18 protein-coding genes, 3 tRNA genes and 1 other RNA gene are annotated in these 16,976 nt (G+C 38.6%); 19 read left to right on the top strand and 3 right to left on the bottom strand.

All coding sequences use genetic code 11. The annotated features are described in order from the left end of the window. The first annotated feature begins 127 nt into the window (after positions 1-127). The 7 genes from KHQ31_RS00800 to KHQ31_RS00830 all read left to right on the top strand — a co-directional run bounded on the left by KHQ31_RS00800 (position 128) and on the right by KHQ31_RS00830 (position 4,438). Positions 128-217 (top strand) — tRNA-Ser (locus KHQ31_RS00800). Positions 218-231: 14 nt separating this feature from the next. Then, positions 232-305: transfer RNA gene (locus tag KHQ31_RS00805), tRNA-Met, on the top strand. Positions 306-310: 5 nt separating this feature from the next. Beyond that, a tRNA-Ser gene (locus KHQ31_RS00810) sits at positions 311-400 on the top strand. Positions 401-464: 64 nt separating this feature from the next. Further along, positions 465-2,048 carry an HAD family hydrolase gene (locus tag KHQ31_RS00815; RefSeq protein ID WP_213409135.1) on the top strand — a complete coding sequence of 528 codons (1,584 nt, stop codon included), beginning with the start codon at positions 465-467 and terminating at the stop codon, positions 2,046-2,048. 148 nt (positions 2,049-2,196) lie between these two features. Continuing rightward, positions 2,197-3,762 (top strand): ribonuclease Y, encoded by a 1,566-nt coding sequence (gene rny / locus KHQ31_RS00820; RefSeq protein ID WP_213409136.1) that lies wholly within the window; start codon positions 2,197-2,199, stop codon positions 3,760-3,762. A gap of 185 nt (positions 3,763-3,947) precedes the next feature. Next, entirely contained in the window at positions 3,948-4,190 is a 243-nt protein-coding gene (locus tag KHQ31_RS00825; protein WP_213409137.1) for a hypothetical protein, read from the top strand. Positions 4,191-4,198: 8 nt separating this feature from the next. Further along, positions 4,199-4,438, top strand: coding sequence for a hypothetical protein (locus KHQ31_RS00830; RefSeq protein ID WP_213409138.1), 240 nt, complete (start codon positions 4,199-4,201; stop codon positions 4,436-4,438). A gap of 253 nt (positions 4,439-4,691) precedes the next feature. Here KHQ31_RS00830 and KHQ31_RS00835 read toward each other — a convergent pair whose 3' ends face one another. Continuing rightward, positions 4,692-5,678 carry a GMP reductase gene (locus tag KHQ31_RS00835; protein WP_213409139.1) on the bottom strand — a complete coding sequence of 329 codons (987 nt, stop codon included), beginning with the start codon at positions 5,676-5,678 and terminating at the stop codon, positions 4,692-4,694. Between the two features lie 183 nt (positions 5,679-5,861). Between KHQ31_RS00835 and ssrA the strand changes: the two genes are divergently transcribed. The 8 genes from ssrA to KHQ31_RS00875 all read left to right on the top strand — a co-directional run bounded on the left by ssrA (position 5,862) and on the right by KHQ31_RS00875 (position 11,372). Further along, positions 5,862-6,225: a transfer-messenger RNA gene (gene ssrA, locus KHQ31_RS00840) on the top strand. Between the two features lie 305 nt (positions 6,226-6,530). Continuing rightward, positions 6,531-6,701, top strand: coding sequence for a hypothetical protein (locus tag KHQ31_RS00845; protein WP_213409140.1), 171 nt, complete (start codon positions 6,531-6,533; stop codon positions 6,699-6,701). Between the two features lie 251 nt (positions 6,702-6,952). Next, positions 6,953-7,558, top strand: a complete 606-nt coding sequence (locus tag KHQ31_RS00850) for a sugar O-acetyltransferase (protein ID WP_213409141.1) — start codon at positions 6,953-6,955, stop codon at positions 7,556-7,558. A gap of 12 nt (positions 7,559-7,570) precedes the next feature. Continuing rightward, complete coding sequence (locus KHQ31_RS00855) at positions 7,571-8,008, top strand: hypothetical protein (RefSeq protein WP_213409142.1); 438 nt, start codon at positions 7,571-7,573, stop codon at positions 8,006-8,008. Between the two features lie 132 nt (positions 8,009-8,140). Further along, on the top strand, positions 8,141-9,253 hold the full coding sequence (locus tag KHQ31_RS00860; protein ID WP_213409143.1) for a GGDEF domain-containing protein: 1,113 nt from the start codon (positions 8,141-8,143) through the stop codon (positions 9,251-9,253). A gap of 109 nt (positions 9,254-9,362) precedes the next feature. Next, positions 9,363-10,502 carry a GGDEF domain-containing protein gene (locus KHQ31_RS00865; RefSeq protein ID WP_213409144.1) on the top strand — a complete coding sequence of 380 codons (1,140 nt, stop codon included), beginning with the start codon at positions 9,363-9,365 and terminating at the stop codon, positions 10,500-10,502. Between the two features lie 16 nt (positions 10,503-10,518). Beyond that, the gene (locus KHQ31_RS00870) at positions 10,519-10,932 is read left to right on the top strand and encodes a DUF4231 domain-containing protein (RefSeq protein ID WP_213409145.1); all 414 of its coding nucleotides are present in this window, start codon (positions 10,519-10,521) and stop codon (positions 10,930-10,932) included. A 182-nt stretch (positions 10,933-11,114) separates the two neighbouring features. Continuing rightward, complete coding sequence (locus tag KHQ31_RS00875) at positions 11,115-11,372, top strand: hypothetical protein (RefSeq protein ID WP_213409146.1); 258 nt, start codon at positions 11,115-11,117, stop codon at positions 11,370-11,372. Positions 11,373-11,456: 84 nt separating this feature from the next. Here the strand turns inward: KHQ31_RS00875 and KHQ31_RS00880 are convergent, their stop codons facing one another. Further along, entirely contained in the window at positions 11,457-12,002 is a 546-nt protein-coding gene (locus KHQ31_RS00880; RefSeq protein WP_213409147.1) for an NADPH-dependent FMN reductase, read from the bottom strand. 367 nt (positions 12,003-12,369) lie between these two features. Between KHQ31_RS00880 and rbsD the strand changes: the two genes are divergently transcribed. Next, the gene (gene rbsD / locus KHQ31_RS00885) at positions 12,370-12,792 is read left to right on the top strand and encodes a D-ribose pyranase (RefSeq protein WP_213409148.1); all 423 of its coding nucleotides are present in this window, start codon (positions 12,370-12,372) and stop codon (positions 12,790-12,792) included. A gap of 126 nt (positions 12,793-12,918) precedes the next feature. Here rbsD and KHQ31_RS00890 read toward each other — a convergent pair whose 3' ends face one another. Continuing rightward, positions 12,919-13,239 carry a DMT family transporter gene (locus tag KHQ31_RS00890; protein ID WP_213409149.1) on the bottom strand — a complete coding sequence of 107 codons (321 nt, stop codon included), beginning with the start codon at positions 13,237-13,239 and terminating at the stop codon, positions 12,919-12,921. A 141-nt stretch (positions 13,240-13,380) separates the two neighbouring features. On the opposite strand from KHQ31_RS00890, the gene KHQ31_RS00895 reads away from it, so the two are divergent. The 3 genes from KHQ31_RS00895 to KHQ31_RS00905 all read left to right on the top strand — a co-directional run bounded on the left by KHQ31_RS00895 (position 13,381) and on the right by KHQ31_RS00905 (position 16,965). Further along, the gene (locus tag KHQ31_RS00895; RefSeq protein WP_213409150.1) at positions 13,381-14,412 is read left to right on the top strand and encodes a mechanosensitive ion channel family protein; all 1,032 of its coding nucleotides are present in this window, start codon (positions 13,381-13,383) and stop codon (positions 14,410-14,412) included. Positions 14,413-14,530: 118 nt separating this feature from the next. After that, positions 14,531-15,484: a GRP family sugar transporter gene (locus KHQ31_RS00900; protein WP_213409151.1), complete on the top strand. Its 954-nt coding sequence runs from the start codon at positions 14,531-14,533 to the stop codon at positions 15,482-15,484. 137 nt (positions 15,485-15,621) lie between these two features. Continuing rightward, positions 15,622-16,965 (top strand): glucose-6-phosphate isomerase, encoded by a 1,344-nt coding sequence (locus tag KHQ31_RS00905; RefSeq protein WP_213409152.1) that lies wholly within the window; start codon positions 15,622-15,624, stop codon positions 16,963-16,965. The last annotated feature ends 11 nt before the right edge of the window (positions 16,966-16,976 follow it).

A 16,976-nucleotide genomic window follows, 5' to 3' on the forward strand; every position in this document is an offset into this window, starting at 1 on the left:
TTTAAGCAAAAAGAACACGTATGGTCGAATATTGATGCATACGTGTTTTATTTTTGGTTTTTATCAAGAAAATTCTGCAAAAGGGTTGACGAATGAGGGTTAGGGCTGTAATATTGAATATTGTTATGGAGGATTACCCAAGTCTGGCTGAAGGGAACGGTCTTGAAAACCGTCAGGTCGTGAAAGCGGCGCGTGGGTTCGAATCCCACATCCTCCTTTTTCTTATATTATCGCGGGATGGAGCAGTCTGGTAGCTCGTCGGGCCCATAACCCGAAGGTCGTAGGTTCAAATCCTGCTCCCGCAATTTATGGAGAATTACCCAAGTCTGGCTGAAGGGAACGGTCTTGAAAACCGTCAGGTCGTGAAAGCGGCGCGTGGGTTCGAATCCCACATTCTCCTTAATTTAAAACATATCCCACATTCCATGGGATATGTTTTTTTTTACCAAAAAATGAGGAGGGTTATGATGACTAAGATACATTTACATTTTCTGCGTTATGCAGGAATTGCGTTACTATTTGCAATCGTATCAGTACTTTTACTACCGGTGTATGGTGGGTTACCAGTTGTGTTTGAAGTAACAGATGAACGCTTTATCTATGGATTATTAGGTTTGTCTGGATTGTTTATCATGTGGACATCAGTACAAATGTTACGACAAGCAATACGTGAGTTAAAAACATGTGGGACTGGATCGGTGTTATTGGTTGTCTTGGGACAAGTGATGCTTTTGGGTGTGACGATGTGGCAATATTTAACACCAGCCTCAATGCATAATTTATTTATGGGTGTAACACTACCAATTTACTTTGTAAGCATGTGTATCGTATACCTAACATTAAATTGGGCACAAAAACAAGAAGATAAAGGCTTATTTTCAACACGTATTCAAAAGAGTACGCGCGGATTAGTCGCAATGATTCTGCTAATGAGTGTTGTTAGTTTTGTTGTATTTTTGAACCGCGGAGACATACAAGTTGCATTATTGATTAGTGGTGCTTTGTTACTAGTTGTAGAGCCACGTTGGGCAATCTTACGTGTGAGTGAATTACGCAAGAACGAAGTACATAATTTAGAAAAAGAAGGTATTCAAGTTCTTGATCACCAAAGCTTGGATAAATTACCAACATTGTCAGATGTTATTGTTGAAAAAGAGGGTGTATTAACTGAAAATAGTTTTCAAGTTTACTCAGTTAATTCACTGTCTAAATCGTTAAGTGAATATGATGTTTTAACAATTGTTGCAAGTTTGGAAGCCAATTTGTCAGATGATTTTAGTCGCAGTGTTGTAGCATATGCACAAGAACATGGCGTGTATCCAGTAGAAGTATTGGAACAAACCGTGTTACCAAGTGTTGGTGTTGAAGGGGAAGTCTTTGGCGTTGAATATGCATTGGTTATGGCTTCTTATGCGCACGAACAACAATACCGTGTTAATGCGAAACGTCTAGAAGCAACTTTGGCATTAGGGAACTCAATCCGTTTGCTTGTGCATGGGGATGAAGTTGTTGGTGCTGTGAATTATGGTGAAAGTTTCCGTCGTGATTTAGGAGATCTTGATCGTTATTTCCAAACGCACGATATGCAAGTACGTGTTGCCACAACGGATACAATGGGATCTGTCCGACCAATTCGAGAAATCATGAAGAGTGTTGTGACTGTACAGGCAGATTTAACAGCTGCCCAACAATACGAACAACAAGCATCTTGGACTGAAGAAGTCCCAACGCTGTTCTTAACACGCGGTGCATTACCGGCGAAGGTAGATCCAGCTCTTGTTATTAAGACAGGGGATAATGATCGAGGTGCCGATATTATGCTAACAGAGATGACACAACTATCTATGTTGCATGAAGCTGCTGTTAAATTACGTAATATCAATGTTTGGACCATTGTTCGCTGGACGATCTTGAGTATTGTGCTTGTAGCAGGGCTGTTTATGGCAGAACTAGTCTTTGATGACTGGTTGGTTGCACCAACTTTTGCGATTTTAATTCGTGCTATCATGTCTTTGATTTTAAGCCTCGTTGACCCTGAATTGAAATAACTATGAAATAGAGACTATGGTCTCTATTTTTTTGTAATCACTCGGTCATTAAATTGACATTAACACGTATAAACCTTAAAATTAAACTTGTGTGAATAGCACCATATCGTATACATGGAGACATGTATATAGAGACAGGAGAAATATAATGGAGAACGTACTCATGTTTATCCTTGTTTCGTTTGCCGCAATCGTAATTGGTGGTTTTCTGGGTTATTTTTTTGCTGATAAAGCAATTAATAAGCGACTTTCAGATGCCCATAGAAATGCAACAGATATCACGAATCAAGCAACTATTGAAGCAACGCAATTAAAAAAGTCTGCTTTAGTAGAAGCTCGAGATGAAAGCCAACGTTATCAAGACCGTATTGAATCTGAACTACAAGAACGACGTTCAGAAGTAAAAGTACAAGAAGAACGACTTGTTAGTCGTGAAGCTGTATTAGATCGTAAAGATGCTTCTTTGCAAAAGCGTGAAGAAGGTGTTGTTGATAAAGAAAAGGTTCTAGATCAACAACGACAAAGTGTAGCTGACAAGCTGAAGCATGCAGATGCTTTGGTTGATGCACGTGAATCAAAGCTTAGTGAAATTGCTAACCTTGATCAGGAAGAAGCACGTGAACGTGTTTTGTCTGAAACTAAGGATGCCTTGGCAGCCGAACGTGCAGTGATGATTAAGGAAAGTAATGCACAAGCAAATGCTGAAGCTGATAAGCGCGCCAAGGAACTTATTGTTGGTGCCATTCAACGTTCAGCTGCTGACATGGTTGCTGAAACAACCGTTTCAGTTGTTAACTTGCCAAATGACGACATGAAGGGCCGTATTATTGGTCGTGAAGGTCGTAATATCCGTGCCTTGGAAACAGTCACTGGAATTGACGTTATCATTGACGATACACCGGAAGCGGTTGTGTTGAGTGGTTACGACCCAATCCGTCGTGAAATTGCCAAGAACACATTGGATAAGTTGATTTCTGACGGACGAATTCACCCAGCGCGAATCGAAGAAACCGTTGAAAAGTCTCGTAAAGAGATGGATGAACATATTCGTGAAGTTGGAGAACAAGCAGTCTTTGATCTAGGGATTCACAACATGCATCCTGATTTGATTAAGACACTTGGTCGTCTAAACTACCGTACTAGTTACGGACAAAACGTTTTGGTACATTCTATTGAAGTTGCCAAGCTATCAGGATTGCTAGCTGCGGAACTTGGTGAAGATGTTACTCAAGCTAAGCGTGCAGGTTTGCTACACGACATTGGAAAGGCAGTTGACCATGATGTTGATGGCTCACACGTTGAACTAGGAGTTGAATTGGCTTCTAAGTACAACGAACGTGCTGAAATCATCAACGCAATTGCTTCACATCACAATGACGTTGAACCTGAATTCGTTGTATCAGAATTAGTTGCTGCAGCTGACTCAATTTCAGCTGCACGTCCAGGGGCTCGTTCAGAATCTTTGGAAAACTATGTGCAACGTTTGAAGCAATTGGAAACAATTGCTAACGGATTTAGTGGTGTTGATAAGTCATTTGCGATCCAAGCAGGTCGTGAAGTTCGTGTTGTTGTTGAACCAGCAGCCGTTACTGACTTAGAAGCAACTGTCTTGGCACACGATATCAAGACACAAATTGAAACAGAATTGGATTATCCAGGACATATTAAGGTCACAGTAATTCGTGAATCTCGTTCGATTGAATATGCTAAATAAATAAGAAGCATCGACTTAGGTCGATGCTTTTTTTGCGTCTTAAAAGTCATTAAAACCGTTAGTAGGCATGTGAGTTGATTGGAAAGGCTAATCACTTATAAAGAGGTCGAAGATGATAGAAACACAAAAGAGGAGGCCGTAGGTGCTAAGTTGGGAAGCATAGTATATTGAATTGGGAGGATAGTATGGGAGAACAAGTAAAAACAACAGTAAAGGTACCAATTTCAAAGGCAAAATTTTATGGTTACTTGAGCGCAAATGATGCAAAAACAGGTGGGCCAAAGTTATTGCGAACTTTGTGTATTGCATCAGATGTACGTAATTCTGAATTGACAACGTTAGCGCATTTCTTTGTGGAGTTGGGGGAAGAAGAAGTGATTTCGCATATTTTAGTTGCGAAGAATACGTTAGAAAGCATGGGGAATTAGGAGAAATTATGGCTAAATTAAAAGTAACCTTTATTGTTGATCGAGCTAACAAAGATAAAAATGTCGAATGGTTTGTAGATAATGTTGATGGGACTGTTACGCAAGAACAAGCACAAAAAGCTTTGCAACGACTAAAGCGAATTGAATATTTGTTAAAGCCAAATGGAGAGCCTTTATATCGCGACGTAAAGGAAATTGATGCTGAAATTTTGCAAGAATCTGCAGTTCTTAAAGTGACTAGCGCGTAAGTTATTAAAAGAAAAATTTTGGTTTCTCAGAAAGAATAGGGTATAATAATCGTATTCAGAATGTTGTGGAGCTTGGCCACATGACACGTGTTATGAGACAACTCCATCCTGACTCAAAGGTCCTCAACGCGCAGGGGGCCTTTTTTATATGTTTAAAGTGTATGGTAAATATATATGTGTTAGATGAGTAAAGATAAAACCCGCATACCAAATTATATTTGGTATGCGGGTTTTTGATATGAGATATTAATCGTTAGAAGTGATCTCCACTACGAATAGTATTAGGTACAATAACAAAGTCTACATCCTTCAAAACAGCGATAGAGTCACCACCAGCATAAGAAATAGCAGATTGTAGATCTTCTTGCATTTCGTGGAGTGTGGCATAGATACTACCACGATATGGAACCATCAATTTTTTACCTTCTACGTTCTTGTATTCACCCTTTTGGAATTGAGAAGCTGAACCAAAGTAAGCTTTGAATGTCTTGCCATCAATGGTTAATAGTTCACCGGGATTTTCATCATGACCGGCTAGCATTGAACCAACCATGACCATTGTTGCGCCGAAACGTAAAGACTTAGCAATATCACCATTAGTACGTAAACCACCATCGGCAATAATGGGCTTTGTTGCAACTTGTGCACATTGTTCAATAGCAGCTAATTGCCAACCACCAGTACCAAAACCAGTCTTCAGTTTTGTGATACAAGCCATCCCCGGACCAACACCAACCTTAGTTGCGTCAGCACCAGCATCTTCTAATGCGATGACCGCATCAGGTGTCGCGACGTTACCAGCAATTACAAATGTATCAGGTAACTTCTCCTTAATGTACTTAATCATGTTGATCACAGTATCAGCATAACCATGTGCGATATCGATTGTGATATATTCTGGAATTAAACCTTCACTAGCTAATTCATCAATAAATGTGTATTCTTCTGGCTTAACACCAACAGAGATAGAAGCAAAAGTGTCTTTATTATGAGCATCTTGAATAAATGCTTTACGTGTAGACGGGTTAAAGCGGTGCATAACATAGAAGTAACCTTCTAATGCTAATTCTAGTGATAGTTTTTCGTCGAGCACAGTTTGCATGTTGGCGGGCATAACGGGTAGTTTGAATTGACGACCACCAAGTGACACGTGTGTATCAGCTTGACTGCGACTTGTTAAGACACAGCGACGGGGAATTAGTTGCACATCTTCGTAATCAAACACTTTTGTTTCTAACATGAAAAGCCTCTTTCTTTATTTAAAGTTCGTGTTTTGGTTGATTTATGATATCTATCACCAACCAAATAGTATTATACACGAATTATAAATAAGTAAAACACTAAATGTTCGCGAAATGGATAATTGTTAGATTTTCTAACGCGTATTGTTCGTTTTTTTGATATACTAGATAAGTAATATCTCGGGGTCGTTTTGGAATCGACTAGTATTGTTCGAGCTAGTACTGCGTTTAGGGGTTGTGGCCCTATAATCCACTCAGACGAATTAACTGCAAACAATTCAAACAACTACGCTGTCGCTGCTTAAAAAACAGCACACGTGATCATTCCTAGCTGTGATTGCCAGCTACCGAGTGGTTTTATAAATTTAGTAATCTGCGCGTAACGGCCTCCGATTGGGGTTTTTACGAAGAGGATAATCAATCTAGTCATTTGATCGCCGTGTTACATGGCGTGCACATGATGAATTTTAAATGATGTGACTATGAACGTAGATGTATTAGTGTCGTGGTGCTAGGACAGGGGTTCAAATCCCCTCGGCTCCATTAATTGGGTGTTACCGCACCTACGATGAAAAAACGCTGTCTCACATTGAGATAGCGTTTTTTTATTGCTCAAATGAGTATAAGTGCAGCACGTTGCAGAGAAGATTATTGTAAATATGAATAAAAAAATGGTAATGCGTTTTATTTCCTGCTTTTGCAAGTAAACAACCTGATAATAAATGGGCAACCCGTTATAGTTGATAACGTGGTGGGGCAATTTATTCTTGTAACCGACCATGTTGAGAAAGGCCTTATGCCAATTTAAGTGTACACACCCCTCATTTACTTAATTCTTAGGAGGTGCAAACATGAATAAAAGGAAAGGTTCTATTAGTGTAAATAATGTGATTGAGTGGGCGATTGGTATCTCAATTATTCTTGGTGCTATTGGTACGTTCATCGTTAAATTAGCTAAAGCTGATTATATACGTCGTAGTGATCCAAACGGCAAAAAGAAAAACGACCACTCCGGAGAGTAGTCGTTACACACATATTTACACTTAATTCTTAACCGCGTTAGGTAGCAGCAACTACCTAACGCTTTTTCTTTACTCCAATATCTTACAACGATTTAGTCGTGTCTGGCAAGTCAAGGTGAAAGTAGTAGATACCATGCTATCCACGAGTCATTTATTTATGTGTTGGTTAAATGATTTAGTCTATATTAGTTTGAGGATAGTTTGTATTTTTATGCTATGATTTATATATAACCAACATGGGAGTGAAAAAGATGACTGAATTTGAAAAAATGTTGGCAGAAGAGCTTTATGTACCAGCGGATTCAGAGTTAGAAGAACTGCGACATAAAGCACATCAATTGAGTCAATTATATAATCAATTGGATGAATCTGATACAGGACGTGCTGAAGTTTTGGGAAAGTTGTTAAGAGATATGGGAGATGGTAGTTATTTCCAGGGACCCATACAATTTGATTACGGAATAAATACTAGTGTTGGAAAGAATTTTTTTGCAAATTTCAACTTAACGATTTTTGATTGTGCAGAGGTGACGATTGGCGATGATGTGATGGTCGGACCAAATGTATCATTGCTAACACCGCTCCATCCGTTGCGTTTTCAAGATAGAAATGTGCGAGTGAATACAGACGGGCACATGGTGAATTATGAATATGCGGCACCGATAACAATTAATGATAATTGTTGGATATCAGGGGATGTCAAAATATTGGGCGGTGTGACGATCGGAGCAGGTAGTGTTATTGGGGCCGAGAGCGTTGTAACAAGAGATATCCCTGAAAATGTCATTGCAGTTGGAAATCCATGTCGTATTGTACGAGAAATAACAGAAGCAGATCGTATGAAATTACCAGAGTAAGAGGGAAAGAAAATGAGTATGTTTAAGCGAATCATGTCAGTGATTATTTGGCCAATTTTGGCTTACTTAATGTTCGAACTATTAGAATTTGTGACGTCTGTCGCGTTAGATGATGATATTTTGCAGTTTGCTCGTCGAGATGCCACTGAATTTATTTGGATATTCTTTGCATTATTTGTTTTCTTTATTGTGATTAGTGTCTTCGTATTGTTTTTAAATCATCGTTTGTTTGCATTGAAAGGCACATATGATGGTGCTTCTGCCTCTTTGAACATGGTCACAACCTTTACCAGTGTAACTGCATTGGTTGTGCAATTTGCCGGTGGTGAGATTCCAAAAGGCTTCTTGACCTTTACGCTAGGAACAATTTTGATCTCAATGTCACTATCAATTACGTCTAAAGTGTTGAAGTGGCGACGTGCACATAACATTAAGAAGAGTTTTAAGTAAGATATATTGACAATGTACATGAAAAGCCTGTTTTAAGCGATAATATGGGTGTTGTATGACGTAAAATTTGATAGAATGTTTAAAGCAGTGTCGGATAAAAATCCGAACATTCGAATGTAGGGGGAGATTGTCATGCAGGCGATAATTTATTATTTTATGATCATGCTTTTCGTGATTAGTACGATTTTTACACTTGTCTTCATGACAAACATTGACGACGAGGTAATTCCATTGTCATTACGTCGTCGTCTAATGTTCCCGCTTTATTTCGGGTTTACATACATTATTGCTTCACTATCAGATAATTCGATGGGAATGGTAATGATGGCATACGTACCAGCCGTGATTGCAATTGTATTTTCTGATTGGAAAACGGCGTTGGTTGTTGCAATTGCAAAACCGTTGATTAATACCTTGTATTTAGAAACACGATATTTTGAATATGAAATCCCTCATATCTGGCAATCAATTTTAATTAGTTGGGCAGCATTGTTAATCTTGATGCTAGCTTTTTATAAGTTTAGACATTCAAAGGCTTTTTATATGATTGTGGCGGTCGGAATGGGGATGTTAGAAGATATGCAGGCGTTCTTCTATCCTACTGATTTTAATGGGGCACATGTTGTTTTGGTTGTTAATGTATTTAGTTATGTTGTCATTTTATGGTTTGCGACTTCATTGCGTGATCGTTTACATCGTTACCAACAAAAGGTATCGGATGAACTATTACGAGATCCGTTGACTAATGTTTATAATTTAAAAGCTTTTAATGAAGGTAAGACCAATAATCCAGAAAAGAACCCATATGTGATTGGTGTGGTGGACGTTGATAAATTTAAGCAATTGAATGATACGTTAGGGCATAGTGCTGGGAATCGGGTCATTCAAATGATGGCAGATACGTTACTAGAAACGATGGACGCACATTTCCCAGACCAAGAAAAGAACAAAAAGGCATACCGTGTCTTCCGCTTTGGAGGAGAAGAATTCGTGGTTGTGTCTATGTACAATGGGAATCTTAAAACTGGAATGTTAGAATTAAAAGCAACATTAGATGAAGCAAATGTGTTATTTGATCAAAAGGTTCAGGCTGAATTTGATCGTCCTGCAAGTTTCTCGGGAGGGATTACTAATAGTAATTCGCATGAACGTGGATATGCATCGTTCCGTCAAGCCGATTCGTTGCTATACAAAATGAAACGTTCTAAGCCAGGTGAAATTGCAATCGATACAGAAACAAAGTAGTGATAAATACATGCTAGTCTTAGCACAAATGGGAACAATAGAAACGTACTACGATATTTATAATTAAGGAATAATTATAAATGTTAATCTGAGTACAGAGGGAGTTAGTGTGGCAGATTTATTAGATGAATTTTTGAGTTTTAGTTTGGTCACATTCTTAGTCTTAAGTACCATTTTTTCTCTGGTATTTATCACTAAGCTTAGTAAGAAGATTCCAAAGAATACGCGTCGCTGGTTAATGTACCTGTTGTACTTTGGGTTTACGTACTTAATTGTGTCATTGACTCATGCAACAGTCGGTATTGTAATGCTGGCATATGTACCAGCATTAGTCGTAATTATGTTTGATGATTTTAAAATTGCTGTGGTTGTGTCATTGATTAAGCCGATTATTACGTTGATGTTTTTAACGTTGATTGCACCAGGAGAAATTCGGGATTTGACGTTATCTTTTGAAATTAGTTGGATTACGTTGATGCTTTTGTTATGGATTTTCCGACGTGTTGGGCATCACATATGGGTGTATTATGCGGCGGCAATCATTTTGGCAGTCCTTGAGGATGAATTAGGCTTGCTAGGGCCATCTAATTCATCGTTAGTTGTTGTGGTTAGTATTGCCACATATATTCTGGTTGTGTCATTTATGCTATATCTACAAAAACATTTAATTGCAGATGAGCAAGCATATCTTGCAGAGTTGAATACTGATCCACTAACGGGTCTGTTCAATTTACGTGCGTTTAAACAAGATGTCGAAAACAGATATGTGAATAAAGAATATGTTATTTTAATTATGGACGTGGATAAGTTTAAAATGTTGAATGATACATTGGGACATCCAACCGGTAACTTAATTCTGCAACGAGTTGCAAACAAGACAAAAGAAATGTTAGCCATGAACTTTTCTGACATGGATTTTAAAGTCTATCGATTCGGTGGCGAAGAACTAGTTTGTGTGATTGAAAATCGTGGGAGTATGTGTCGTCTATCCGCGGAAATTAAGTTCTTGTTCAATCAATTGAATGAAGATTTAATGCATGACATGCAAGCAGAATATAAAGTTGATGTGACGTTCTCAGGAGGACTTTCAAGTAGTATCTGGAACGATTCTGATGCTGATGAAACATTTAAGCAAGCTGATCGTTTGTTGTATCAGGCGAAACGAGCAGGTGGTCACAAAATTGCAATCGATGAACACGTGTTAACGTGTGAAAAGTGTAATAACATCGGAGATAGTGTATTTGACTAGTAGGGAGAAAATAGGGATGAACGCAGAAGTAATGTTCAAGCGATTAGATGAAAGTATTCAACAAGTGGAAAAACGACACAAGTTCTATGTACGTTTAAATGCATGGACAAGTATGCTAAGTATTGTCTTGTCTTCAAGTATTCCGATTTTGATTAGCATGGCGAGCCGCCATGTGAGTCTTCTGTTGATTGTATCTATTTTTTCTGCGTTGATTACATTGATTCAAACATTCAAATCAACCTTTAACCTATCAGATAAGATTCAAAACCTAAGCGTTGTTGTTACAGCGATGAAGAAAGAACAACTACTTCTTGTGACACATACAGCGCCGTATGACGGTACTGATGAAGAAAACATGCATCTTTTGGCACATAAGCTAGCAGACAATGCGGATGAATTTATTCAACATTTAGAAGATAATAATAATTAATAAAAATATAGACGTATATAACTGGATAGATTCTAGTTATATACGTCTTATTTTTTTGATATTTTTAAGATATTATATATGTTTTACATGTGAAAAATGACGCGGTGTCATGTTTTGTTATATAAATAACAACATGATATAGTAAATGTGGTTAATGAATATATATTTTGGAGGATAGAGATATGGCAATTTTTCTACATATTTTGATTGGGTTGATGGCGTTTGTTGGAGCTGGTGTTTTGAGCATTAGTTTCATGGATAACATGCAAGAATTAAATGCAATCCAAAAGTGGTCAATGGTTGCAACTGTAAGTGCAATCGGTATTACTGCAGTATTTGGGTTCTATATTGCCGCTGGACCTATCGGCGCAGTTTTGTCAGCAGCATTGCTAGCTATCTTTGAATACGAATGTTTCTTCAAGATTCGTCAAGCAGCTTAAGCACAAAAAAAGCGTAACCATTACGGTTACGCTTTTTATTTATCTTCATTTCACTACACACATTAAATGATGAAGAAGATAGAATTACTTGTTCTTCTTAACGAATGTGTCGAAGTTAGCACCTACGCTAGCCAAGAATTCAACTGTGCTTTCGTTGTAGATAACACCGTTTTCGTCAGCCAATTCAGGAGTGTTTCCAATGTACAATTCTGGTTGTTGCATGATGTTCATGTCCAAGAAACCAAGAGTTGTCTTCAATGAGTGGTTAGCCAAGGCTCCACCGATACCTGCGATTGATTGTGAAGCAGGCAATACAGGCTTACCAGCCCAAACGTTTTGTCCCCAAGGACGTGAAGCAATGTCCAACGCATTCTTCAACGCAGCTGAGATGTTACGGTTGTGTTCTGGAGTTGCGATGATGAATGCATCTTGTGCGGCTACAAGTTCACGGAATTCAGTGTAAGCTGCAGGTGAATCCATGTCTGTGTCTTGATCGTATAGAGGCAAGTCACGAATTGATAGGTAAGTTACTTCTGCATCTGCAGGCAATCCAGCAACCAATGCCTTAGCAACACCTTCTGTGAATGAACCCTTACGTAGTGAACCAACAATTACACCATACTTAGTCATAATATATATCCTCTTTTTCTTTTTGTTTTCTTTTTAATTACTAAAAGTAATAAAGGACGTGTTTTAGAAAAACAACCCTTAAGTTGGAAAAAATGCAAAAAAATTGATTTAAAAATAAAATTTAATTGAAAATTGTGTAAATCAACGTGAGAAAGCGTTTACGTTTAGTGTGACATAATGCTAAACTATTTGTATAAAGTGTTAAACGTTTAACTGTTGTCGGGATAAATGTTATAAATAAGGTGACTTATTTGGACATCTCGGACACAAATTCCTGTGGAAACAGATGAACGAAATGATTACGTTCAGGTGCGTAACCAAAAGTTTGAGCTGATATTCAGTTCAATAAATCATTAAGGAGCGTATCATGCGTAAGACGAATCTTTTGAATACACAACTTTCAAATGCTATTTCAGAAATGGGGCATACACAATGGCTAACAATTGGTGATGCTGGCCTGCCTATTTTAAATGATGGTCGCAAAATTGATTTGTCTGTTATTCGTGGGCTACCAAAATTTATTGATGTTTTGACAGCAACCTTATCTGAAATGAAAGTACAAACAATTTATTTAGCTGAAGAAATTAAGGATAATAATCCAGAACAATTAGCTGCAATTGAATCTGTGATTGATTCAGATGTGGAAATAGTGTGGGTTGAACACGAAAAATTGAAGGCGATGAGTCGTGATGATAACAATATTGCGACTGTGCGTACAGGAGAAGTAACGCCTTATTCAAATATCGTTTTGGAATCTAATGTAGATTTTATTGGCGAAGCAATTAAATAATGGGTCTATAAATTAAAGAAAAAAGTAGAATGTTCATTCTATAGAAGAAAGATGTCATAAAATTATACAAAAAACCGGTCTAACACATGATGTACCATGTGTTAGACCGGTTTTTATATATTATTTTTAATGCCCACTTGTGACTTTGATTCCAATGATACTAATTAGAAGCAGTGCAATAAATAGCCAAGTCATTGGTGCAATGTGATCACCGAAGAACACAAAACCAACAATCACGGCACCAACAGCACCGATTCCTGTCCAAATTGGATAAGCGGTACTTAGGGGTAATGTCTTTGTGGCTTGTGATAGTAACCAGAAGCTCAAAATCATCCCAATAATAGTTAGAGCTGCATAATTAAGTTTAGAAAATCCTTCACTCAACTTTAGCGTTGATGCCCAAACGACTTCAAATAGTCCTGCTAATGTTAAATAAATCCATGCCATAATAATTGCCTCCCAATAGCGAATGTCTTATGTGAAATATGTAAGTATTGACCAATTTAGCACACTAATAATATAAGGGCAAGGCATGCATTGGTTAATCATGTATAATGAACCCAAGAGAAATGTTGAAAGGATGAAAGCATGGAAAAAGTTATTTTAAATTGGATCAATGCCAATATGATGCTAGTTGAAAGTATCGAAGCGCTTATCATTGTATTGTTAAGTTGGCTTATTGGAAAATATTTGGTGAGTCGCGTATACGACATGGTTACAAAACGACTAGTTAACCGTCATACATTAGCTACATTGGTACATGCATTAATTGTGCCAACTCGGTGGCTAGTTTATCTAGCTGGGATGTGCCTAGCAGCATATACACTACACTTACCTAAAAATATGATGATTATCGTTGGGCAAATAGCTGGGACGGTTTTAGCAATCTTAATTGCCGTTACTTTCTATAGTTTAATGCCCACTTTATTTGGCGCAGTCAATAAAGTTGGTACACATCTTGATGTTGATATTGATGAATTGGTATCGCCGTTTATGACCCGTATTCTCCAAGCAATTATTGTTGTTGTTGATTTCTTTGTGGTATTTGCTATTTGGGGAATTAATGTAGGGGCTTTGTTCACAGGAGTTGGGTTAGCTGGTTTGGCTGTTTCAATGGCTGCTCAAGATCAAATTCGTAATTTGTTAGGTGGAGTAGTGATTATTACGGAAAAGCCATTCACTATTGGAGACAAAATCAAATCTCCATCTGTATTAGGTGTGGTTGAAGATATTACTTTCCGTTCAACACATCTTCGAACACCTGATGGGGATCTGCAAGTCGTACCGAATGCGACGTTATCAAATGAGCCGATTAAAAACTTGTCGCGTGTGGATGTCCCACATATTACATTACAATTCGTACTGGCAAACGATACAACTAAACAACAATTAGATAAGCTATTTGATTCTATTTTGGCATTTTTACGAGAAGACGATCGTTTTATGGCTAAGCATATGGAATATCGGGTACAGGTTGATGAATTTACAGAGCGAGGAATATCTATTTCTGTAAACGGGCCATTGTCTGAATTTGGCGCTCAAGAAGTCGCTGATACAAAAAACGATTTAAATATTGAAATTTTGAAATTAGTAGAGTTACAAGAATTACAATTTAATTAACAAGTTTTGAAATCGTTTTCTTTTTACTTGTGTAAACGTTTTCCTTGTGGTATGATTTCAAACATTGAAACAAATGAGCAGGAGAAAAATCTGCCAAACGGAAGAGGAGAGTTTACATATGTCAATTTTGATTGCGCTGATTCCAGCACTAGCGTGGGGAGCAACTGGAATCGTTACAACAAAGATGGGTGGGTCTGCGGCCCAAGGAACACTTGGAATGACTTTTGGGGCATTGTTGTTTGCCCTAGCAACATTCTTTGGATTTGTTTTGCCAACTTACGGTGCTGAATTTGCAATGAACCCACGTATCTGGGTCGTTGGATTTATCTCAGGTATGGCATGGACTGTTGGTACTGCAGGACAATTCGTTGCCTTTAAGAAACTAGGTGTTTCTGTTGGTGGACCTTTGTCAACTGCAGGACAAATCGTGATGAACGCGTTGTTGGCAGCATCATTGTTGGGTGAATGGAGCACAGCAAAGATGTGGGTTATCGGATTGATTGCAATCGTTGCAATTGCTGCCGGAGCTGTTTTGACTGCTTTGCCAGATCCAGCCGACAAGACAGTTAACACACAACAAACACAATGGACAAGTGGTGGAATTGCGTTGATTATTTCAACAATCGGATACATGACTTACTTCATCGTGCCAAACTTGCTACGTAACGCTGGTTACATCAGTAACGAAATTGCAGGTAAGGATAACGGACTAGCATACATTACAGGTATCGTTGGACCACAAGCTATTGGACAAGTTCTAGGTGCATTCATCATTGTTATCTTCTTCATGAAGGAAGGAAAGACAATGTTTGAAATCGGAACTTGGCGTAACATTGTAACTGGACTTGTTTGGGGAATTGGAAACTTGTTCATGTTCATCTCAGCTGCTAACCCAGAAATTGGACAAGCAATGGCTGCCACATTCTCACAACTTGGTGTTATTGTTGCCACATTCGGTGGAATCTACATCTTGGGAGAAAAGAAGACAAGCCGTCAAATGGCTATGATTTTGGTAGGGACATTCTTGATTGTAGTTGGAGCGATTGTTATTTCTAACTTGGCTACATTCTAAAGCTAACTTCAATAAAGCGCTTATTTCTATGGAATAGGCGCTTTTTTTATGCAAAAAAACCAGAAAACGTTTCCATAGAAAAACATTCGTGATATAATCGGTATATACCAATTTAGAACTTAAGGAGAATTATTATCATGGCAACACTTAAATTTGATTCATCAAAGCTAGCGCCCTTCGTTCGCGAAGAAGAGTTGGACTTGATTCAACCTTTGGTCAACGTGGCTGATCAATCTTTGCGTAACGGAACTGGAGCAGGTTCAGACTTCCTTGGATGGATTGATCTACCAGTTAACTACGACAAGGACGAATTTTCACGTATCAAGCAAGCAGCAGAAAAGATCAAGAACGATTCTGAAGTTTTGGTTGTTATCGGAATTGGTGGATCATACCTTGGTGCACGTGCCGTGAACGACTTCTTGAGTGACTACTTTGACAATGCATATGACAACGCAGATCGTAAGATGCCACAAGTTGTCTTTGCTGGAAACTCAATTTCACCACAATACTTGAACTCATTGATTCGTATGATTGGTGACCGTAGCTTCTCAATTAACGTTATTTCTAAGTCAGGAACTACAACAGAACCTGCCATTGCATTCCGTGTATTCAAGGAATTGCTAGAAAAGAAGTACGGTGTAGAAGAAGCGCGTAAGCGTATCTACGCAACAACTGATGCCCACAAGGGTGCGTTGAAGACAATGGCTGATGAAGAAGGATACGAAGAATTCGTTGTTCCTGATAGCATTGGTGGACGTTTCTCAGTTTTGACTGCTGTTGGTCTATTGCCAATTGCTGCTGCTGGACACGATATCGACGCTTTGATGGCTGGTGCCGCTCAAGCGCGTGAAGATTACCAAAACCCAGATGTTAAGGAAAACGACGCATACGCATACGCTGCTTACCGTAACATCTTGTACCGTAAGGGATACACAACAGAATTGTTGATCAATTACGAACCAACATTGCAACAATTCGCCGAATGGTGGAAGCAATTGCAAGGTGAATCAGAAGGTAAGGATGGTAAGGGAATCTTCCCAGCATCAGGAAACTTCTCAACTGACTTGCACTCATTTGGACAATACATCCAAGATGGTCGTCGCAACTTGTTTGAAACTTTGATTCGTGTATCAGAACCTAAGGAAGACGTTGTCATCCCTAGCTCAGATGCTGAAGACGGGTTGGCCTACCTAGAAGGTAAGACAATGAGCTTCGTTAACCGCATGGCTTCAGAAGGAACATTGTTGGCCCACGTTGATGGTGGTGTGCCTAACATGGTCGTTGAACTAGACGAACAAAACGAATTCGCCTTGGGATACATGATCTACTTCTTCGAAATTGCCGTTGGTATCTCAGGATACTTGAATGGAATTAACCCATTCGACCAACCTGGTGTTGAAGCTTACAAGAAGAACATGTTTGCATTGCTAGGAAAGCCTGGATTTGAAGAAATCACAGCTGAATTGCGCGCACGTTTGTAAGAATTAAATTG

The sequence above is a fragment of the Weissella ceti genome (assembly GCF_018394055.1).
GTDB classification, from domain to species: domain Bacteria; phylum Bacillota; class Bacilli; order Lactobacillales; family Lactobacillaceae; genus Weissella; species Weissella ceti.